The organism is Variovorax sp. P4_B10 (assembly GCF_056402375.1).
On the sequence record NZ_JBFUHN010000005.1, the window covers coordinates 164,236 to 170,707 of the forward strand.

Genomic DNA, 6,472 nt, shown 5'->3' on the forward strand with positions numbered 1-6,472 from the left:
ATGAGCGCTGTTCTCTCGATCGACCGCAATGCGGTCCAGCCGCTCAAGCTCAACCCGAACCCGCAGCAGAAATACTGGTTCGACCCGATTCCGCCGCGCACCAGCGTGCAGGCCGAGCGCCGCCACCGGCAGGAGCGCCTGGCCGGCGCCTTCCGCCTGTTCGCCCGCTTCGGCTTCGCGCAGGGCCTGGCCGGCCACATCACCGCGCGCGATCCCGAGCTCGGCGACCACTTCTGGGTCAACCCGCTGGGCATCCATTTCTCGCGCATCAAGGTCTCCGACCTGCTGCTGGTCAATTCGAAGGGCGAGACGGTGATCGGCGACAGGCCGCTCAACAAGGCCGCCTTCGCCATCCACGCTGCGATCCACGAGCACAACCCGAAGATCGTCGCCGCCGCGCACACGCATTCGACCTACGGCAAGGCCTGGTCCACGCTGGGCCGCAAGCTCGACGCGATCACGCAGGACAGCTGCGTGTTCCATGAAGACGTGGCGCTGTTCGACGACTTCACCGGCATGGTGGTCGACACCAGCGAGGGCGACCGCATCGCGCAGGCGCTGGGCGACAGGAAGGGCGCGATCCTCAAGAACCACGGCATCCTGACCGCGGGCCCGACGGTGGAAGCGGCGGCATGGTGGTACATCGCGCTCGACAACGCCTGCCATACGCAACTCCTCGCCGAGGCCGCCGGCAAGCCGCAGCCCATCGACGAGGAAACGGCGCGCCACACGCACAACCAGATCGGTGGACCCGAAGGCGCGATCCATTCCTTCGACAGCCTCTACGAAGGCCTGGTCGAAGCCGAACCCGAACTCTTGCTTTGAATCCCCGGAGCCTTCGATGACCGCATCCCTTTCGCGCCGCAGCGTTTTGCGTGCAGGCGGCGCCGCCGCCGTGGTCGCCTCCGGCGGCCTGATCGCCTCGCAGGCCTTCTCGCAGCAGGCCCGCAAACTCACCTTCGCATGGAATGCCGCCGCGTTCTGCCTCTCGCCGGTGGTGGTGGCGCAGGAGCGCGGCTACTTCGAGCGCAACGGGCTGCAGGTGGACCTGATCAACTACACCGGCTCCACCGACCAGCTGCTGGAGTCGCTGGCCACGGCCAAGGCCGACGCGGCGGTGGGCATGATCCACCGCTGGCTCAAGCCGCTGGAGTCGGGCTTCGACGTGAAGATCGTCGGCAGCTCGCACGGCGGCTGCGTGCGGCTGGTGGGCGCGAAGAGTGCGGGCGTGAGCAACATCGCGAGCCTCAAGGGAAAGATCATCGGCGTGTCGGACATCGCGAGCCCGGGCAAGAACTTCTTCTCGATCCTGCTCGCCAAGAACGGCATCGATGCCGACAAGGACGTGACCTGGCGCCAGTATCCGGCCGACCTGCTCGACATCGCGGTGCAGAAGGGCGAGATCCACGCCATTGCGGACGGCGACCCGAACGTCTACCTGATCGAGAAGCGCAACAAGGGCGTCTTCGTCGAGGTGGCGAGCAACCTCTCGGGCGAATACAAGGACAAGGTGTGCTGCATTGTCGGCGCGCGCGGCGAGCTGGTGCGCAAGGACAAGCCCACCGTTGCAGCGCTGGTGCGCGCCATTGCGCAAGCCTCCGACTACGTGGCCGAGAACCCGAACGAATCGGCCAGGCTCTTTGCGAAGTACTCGCCCAAGGTGCCGGTCGAAGACCTGCGCGCGCTGCTCGGCACGCTCACGCACAACCACCACCCGCTCGGCAGGAACCTGCGCGACGAGGTGGAGTTCTACGCACGCGACTTCCGCGGCGTCGGCGTGCTCAAGAAGACCACCGACCCGGTGCGCTTCGCGGAGCACGTGTCCTTCGATCCCCTCGCATGAGCACCCCCGACCCCGCATTGGGCTTCGATTCCCTCCCCTTCCGGGGGAGGGCCAGGGTGGGGGCTGCGGCGCCCGCACGCGCATCGGCTCCTGCCCCGACACTGGCCCGCACGCCAGCGACCCTGCCTGCATGGCGCAGCGGCTTTGCCGCCACCGTTGCATGGCTCGCACTCGGCCTCCTGACGATCTACTGGCCGAACAAGGCGGTGGGCTTCAGCGACTGGGCCTACACCGAGGAGTTCGGCATCGCCGCCATCGTGGCCGGTGCGCTGTTGCTGGCCGTCGCATTGCTCGGGCCGCGCGCCGGCCGCGTTGCACGGGCGCTGCGGCCTGCCGGACCCTGGCTCGTTGCGCTGCCGCTGCTATTCGCCGTCTGGGAAATCGCGACCGCCAAGCTCGCCTTGCTCCCCACGCCGTTCTTCGCCCCGCCGCAAAGCCTGGTCGAGACCTACATCGACGACTGGCGCCGCCTCGGCGAGAGCCTGTTGCACTCGACCCGGCTGCTCGCCCATGGCTTCGTGCTCGGTGCGCTCGCGGGCTTTCTCACGGGCGTGACCATCGGCTGGTCGCGCATCGCGGGCTACTGGGTGCATCCGGTGCTGCGCTTCGTGGGGCCGGTACCGGCCTCGGCGCTGCTGCCGCTGGCGTTCTTCTTCTTTCCATCGAGCTATGCGGCGGCCGTGTTCCTGATCGCGCTTGCCACGGGCTTTCCGGTGGCGGTGCTCACCTGGTCGGGCGTGGCGACCGTCAACCGCAACTACTACGACGTGGCGCGCACCATGGGTGCGAGCGAGCGCTTCCTGGTGCTGCGCGTGGCGATTCCCGCTGCGCTGCCGCAGGTGTTCGTGGGCCTCTTCATGGGGCTGGGCGCCGCGTTCTCCGTGCTCGTGACGGCCGAGATGATGGGCGTGAAGGCCGGGCTTGGCTTCTACCTGTCGTGGGCGCAGGGTTGGGCTTCGTACTCGAACATGTACGCCGCGCTGATCGTGATGGCCGTGCTGTGCTCGGGCCTGATCACGCTGCTTTTCAAGGTGCGCGACCGCGTGCTCTTGTGGCAGAAGGGGACGGTGAAGTGGTAGCCATTGCTGAAGCCGGCGTGCGCCAGGCCGGCGCGCACATCGACATCCGCGGCGTGAGCCACTGGTTCGACGTGACTGCGGGACCGCTTCAGGTGCTCGACGACATCGACCTCACGGTGAGGCCCGGCGAGTTCGTCGCGCTGCTCGGCCCGAGCGGCTGCGGCAAGTCGACGCTGCTGCGGCTGGTCGCGGGCTTGGAGCCCGCCACCGCCGGCCGCATCACGCAGGACGACGCGCCGATCACGCGGCCTGACCCGTCGCGCATCGTCGTGTTCCAGGATCCGACGCTCTACCCATGGCGCAGCGTGTGGGACAACGTGGCGCTCGGCCTGCAGGCGCGCGGCGTGCTCAAGGCGCAGCGCGGGCGGGTCGACGAGGCGCTCAAGCTCGTGGGCCTGACCGATTTCGCGAAAGCCTTTCCGCACCAGCTCTCGGGCGGCATGGCGCAGCGCGTGGCGCTGGCGCGCGCGCTGGTCAACGACCCGCAACTGCTGGTGCTCGACGAACCGCTCGGCAAGCTCGATTCGCTCACGCGCATTGCGATGCAGAGCGAGCTGGTCAACCTGTGGCAGCGCGCGGGCTTTTCGGCGCTGCTGGTGACGCACGACGTGGAAGAGGCGCTGTTCCTCGCCAACCGCGTGATCGTGCTGAGCGACCGGCCGGGGCGCATCGCGGCGGAGATCGTGGTCGACCTGCCGTATCCGCGGCACCGCGGCCATGCAAGGCTGGCGGAGCTTCGCCACGAAGCGCTGAGACACCTGGGGCTCGACGCCACCTGGTAGATGTTGCTCGCCCCCAGGCTGCGCGCACTTCGTGTCGCTTCGCCAACCCCCTACCGGGGGCGGGCCGGCCGCTTCGGGCGGCCGCGCGCGGCGGCCCTCTGGAATCGAGATGAACGCTCTGCCGGAAGCTGACTGGCTCAACTTCTTGATCGGCCTGCTCCAGGGCGCGCAACTGCAACTGCTGCGCGTGCTCGATGCGCTCGGGCTCGCGGCGCATGTGCATGGCCAGCCGGCCTGGCCGTGGGCGCACCGTCTGTCGGGCGAGAACCTGCTGATCGACCTGGGCCAGGCGCGCAGCCTCGCGTGGACGCTGGTGTTCGTCGCCATGGCGGTGCTCGCGTTGCTGCTCGCGCTGTTCTGGCGGCGTCCGCGCTTCTACTTTCTCGCGCTGGTGCCGATGCTGCTGATCGCGGCGCCGTGGCCCGAGGCGCGCGTGGTGCTGGTGCCCGCGACACCCACGAGCTTCCAGTCTTCGCCGACCGGCTTCACGGCCACATCCATTGCGCAGGGCCGCGTGCTCTACGAACAGAACTGCGTGGCCTGCCATGGCGCGGACGGCAAGGGCGAGGGGCCGCTCGCGGCCTCGCTGGCGGTGTGGCCGCCGAATCTCGGCGGCCCCTTGCTGTGGCGGCGCGCCGACGGCGACCTGCTCTGGCGCATTCTTCACGGCACGCGCGACCCGCAGCAGGTCGGCAAACCCACCATGCCCGGCTTCGGCGGCAAGCTCGACGAGGCCGACGCCTGGGCGCTGATCGACTACATGAAGGCGCAGGGCGCGGGCCAGAGCCTGCGCGCGCTCGGCAGCTGGCCGCAGCCCATCGGCCTGCCCGACATGGCGGTGCGCTGCGGTGCACTGCCGCCGCGGCTGCTCGCGAGCTGGCGCGGGCAGCGCGTGCGCATCGTGGCGGGAAACGACATACCGGCCGAAGACCCTCGGCTCGTCACGGTGCTGCTGGTGCCTCCTTCCTCAAAGACTGCGCCGGCCGCCGCCGATTGCGTGGCCGACTCCGCCGCCGCGTGGGAGGCGCTGGCGCTGATCGCCGGCACCGACCGCCTCGCCGGCACGCAACTCATCGCCGACCGCGACGGCTGGCTGCGTGCGCGCGGCGAGCCTGGCAAGGCGGGTTGGTCCGACGACGACTTGCTGTGCCGCAGCGAACGCCTGCCCGCATCGGCCAAGAGCAGCACACCGCCCGCCGACGGACTGGGCGCACTGATCGCCCGCATGGACGCCGAGCCCGTGCGCTTCGTCAAGGGCGGCTTCATCCACTGATCGATTTTTTCTTGACCTCAATCGAATACGGAGAACCCATGAACTCACACCTCGACCGATCGCGCCGACAGCTCCTCACGCAAGGCCTCGCAGCAGCCACTGCCGTCGCCTTGCCCGCCTTCTCATTGCAAGCCCGCGCACAGGGCCGCCCGGTGCTCAAGGCCGGCGACCAGAAGGGCGGGCTGCGCGCGCTGCTCGAAGCGGCCAATGGGCTCGAAGGCTTGAACTACGACATCCAGTGGTCCGAATTCCCCGCAGCCGCGCCGCTGGCCGAAGCGTTGAATGCAGCGGCGATCGATTCCGGCCCCATCGGCGACGCACCGCTTGTCTTCGCGCTTGCCGCCGGCACGCGCGTCAAGGCCATCGGCGCGAACCGCTCGGACTCCTACGGCACCGCAGTGCTCGTGCGTCCGGACTCCACCCTCAAGACCGCCGCCGACCTCAAGGGCAAGAGCATCGCCACCAACCGCGGCTCCATCGGCCACTACGTGACGCTCAAGGCGATCACCGCAGCAGGCTTGAAACCCGAGGAGGTGAACATCCGTTTCCTCGCACCAGCCGATGCCAAGCTCGCGCTCACGCAGGGCTCGGTCGATGCCTGGGCCACCTGGGAGCCTTACACCGCGCTGGCCGAGGTCAGCCACCATGCACGCGTGCTCGTGAGCGGCCGGGGGCTGCTGCCGGGGCTCAGCTACCTCGCGGCCACCGATGCGGCCATCGCCGCCAAGCGACCGGTGCTGCAGGACTTTCTGCAGCGCGTCGTGAAGGCGCAGCTCTGGTCGTACAGCAATGCCGATGCCTACTCGGCCGCGCTGGCCCGCATCATCGGCATTCCGCCGGAGGCGGCCAGGCTGCAGTTCGAGCGCCGCCAGCAGAAGTGGGTGGCCATCGACGCGCAGGTCGTTGCCGACCAGCAGGGCACGGCGGATTTCTACCGGCAGGTGGGACTCATCAAGCAGCCGCTCGATGTGAAGACCACCTTCGATACCGGCTTCGGCGTCACGGCCTAACGCTCGGCAGAGAGCATTTCGCCGAATCGGCGGCAGACCAAGGCGGCTTGCGGCGGTGGCGTTCACTAGAAGGAAATTCGTGACCCGGGCAGCCTGGTTTTTCTTCTGGCGGCTGTCCGGTTGGCGCGTCGTGGCTCATGCCTGAGTGTTTTTGTCGGGAATGCCCTAAACAGATTCGAATTCCTCTGGATAGGTTGCTTGAACCGTAAGCCGACTCAAAGGAGGTTGGCACAGCCATCAGGGAGAAATCCTGCGGCAGGCAGTCCGCAGCATCAGATGTGGGTCGCCTGCAGGCTGCCGTTTCGGCGGTTCGCAGGAAATCTTGAGGCTGTGAAATGGTTGCTATCGTCAGTGGGAATAGTCTGGGTCTGAGCCTGAGTTCGTTGGCCACCCTGGGGCAACGCGGTCAGCTGGGGACGGCAGGTCAGGGGCGCAGCGGCGAACAGTCCTTCGTCAACATCGCCAACGGCAACCTCGTGCTGCAG

The 6,472-nt window shown here is 68.3% G+C and carries 6 protein-coding genes; all 6 read left to right on the top strand.

What is annotated here, in order from left to right:
* The 6 genes from AC1DXX_RS04620 (at position 1) to AC1DXX_RS04645 (ending at position 5,987) form a co-directional block, all read left to right on the top strand.
* Positions 1-825, top strand: a complete 825-nt coding sequence (locus tag AC1DXX_RS04620; protein WP_478132989.1) for a class II aldolase/adducin family protein — start codon at positions 1-3, stop codon at positions 823-825.
* 16 nt (positions 826-841) lie between these two features.
* Positions 842-1,843: an ABC transporter substrate-binding protein gene (locus AC1DXX_RS04625; protein ID WP_478132990.1), complete on the top strand. Its 1,002-nt coding sequence runs from the start codon at positions 842-844 to the stop codon at positions 1,841-1,843.
* Positions 1,840-2,922 carry an ABC transporter permease gene (locus AC1DXX_RS04630; protein ID WP_478132991.1) on the top strand — a complete coding sequence of 361 codons (1,083 nt, stop codon included), beginning with the start codon at positions 1,840-1,842 and terminating at the stop codon, positions 2,920-2,922. Before AC1DXX_RS04625 ends, AC1DXX_RS04630 begins: the two co-directional genes overlap by 4 nt.
* Positions 2,895-3,704 carry an ABC transporter ATP-binding protein gene (locus tag AC1DXX_RS04635; protein WP_478132992.1) on the top strand — a complete coding sequence of 270 codons (810 nt, stop codon included), beginning with the start codon at positions 2,895-2,897 and terminating at the stop codon, positions 3,702-3,704. Before AC1DXX_RS04630 ends, AC1DXX_RS04635 begins: the two co-directional genes overlap by 28 nt.
* A 109-nt stretch (positions 3,705-3,813) precedes the next feature.
* On the top strand, positions 3,814-4,977 hold the full coding sequence (locus tag AC1DXX_RS04640) for a c-type cytochrome (protein WP_478132993.1): 1,164 nt from the start codon (positions 3,814-3,816) through the stop codon (positions 4,975-4,977).
* Positions 4,978-5,015: 38 nt separating this feature from the next.
* On the top strand, positions 5,016-5,987 hold the full coding sequence (locus tag AC1DXX_RS04645; protein ID WP_478132994.1) for an ABC transporter substrate-binding protein: 972 nt from the start codon (positions 5,016-5,018) through the stop codon (positions 5,985-5,987).
* Positions 5,988-6,472: the final 485 nt, after the last annotated feature.

Excerpts from the sequence above, each read along its gene's own strand:
- AC1DXX_RS04630 (WP_478132991.1), top strand. The coding sequence starts at position 1,840 with ATGAGCACCCCCGACCCCGCATTGGGCTTCGATTCCCTCCCCTTCCGG.
- AC1DXX_RS04645 (WP_478132994.1), top strand. The coding sequence starts at position 5,016 with ATGAACTCACACCTCGACCGATCGCGCCGACAGCTCCTCACGCAAGGC.
- AC1DXX_RS04620 (WP_478132989.1), top strand. The coding sequence starts at position 1 with ATGAGCGCTGTTCTCTCGATCGACCGCAATGCGGTCCAGCCGCTCAAG.
- AC1DXX_RS04640 (WP_478132993.1), top strand. The coding sequence starts at position 3,814 with ATGAACGCTCTGCCGGAAGCTGACTGGCTCAACTTCTTGATCGGCCTG.
- AC1DXX_RS04625 (WP_478132990.1), top strand. The coding sequence starts at position 842 with ATGACCGCATCCCTTTCGCGCCGCAGCGTTTTGCGTGCAGGCGGCGCC.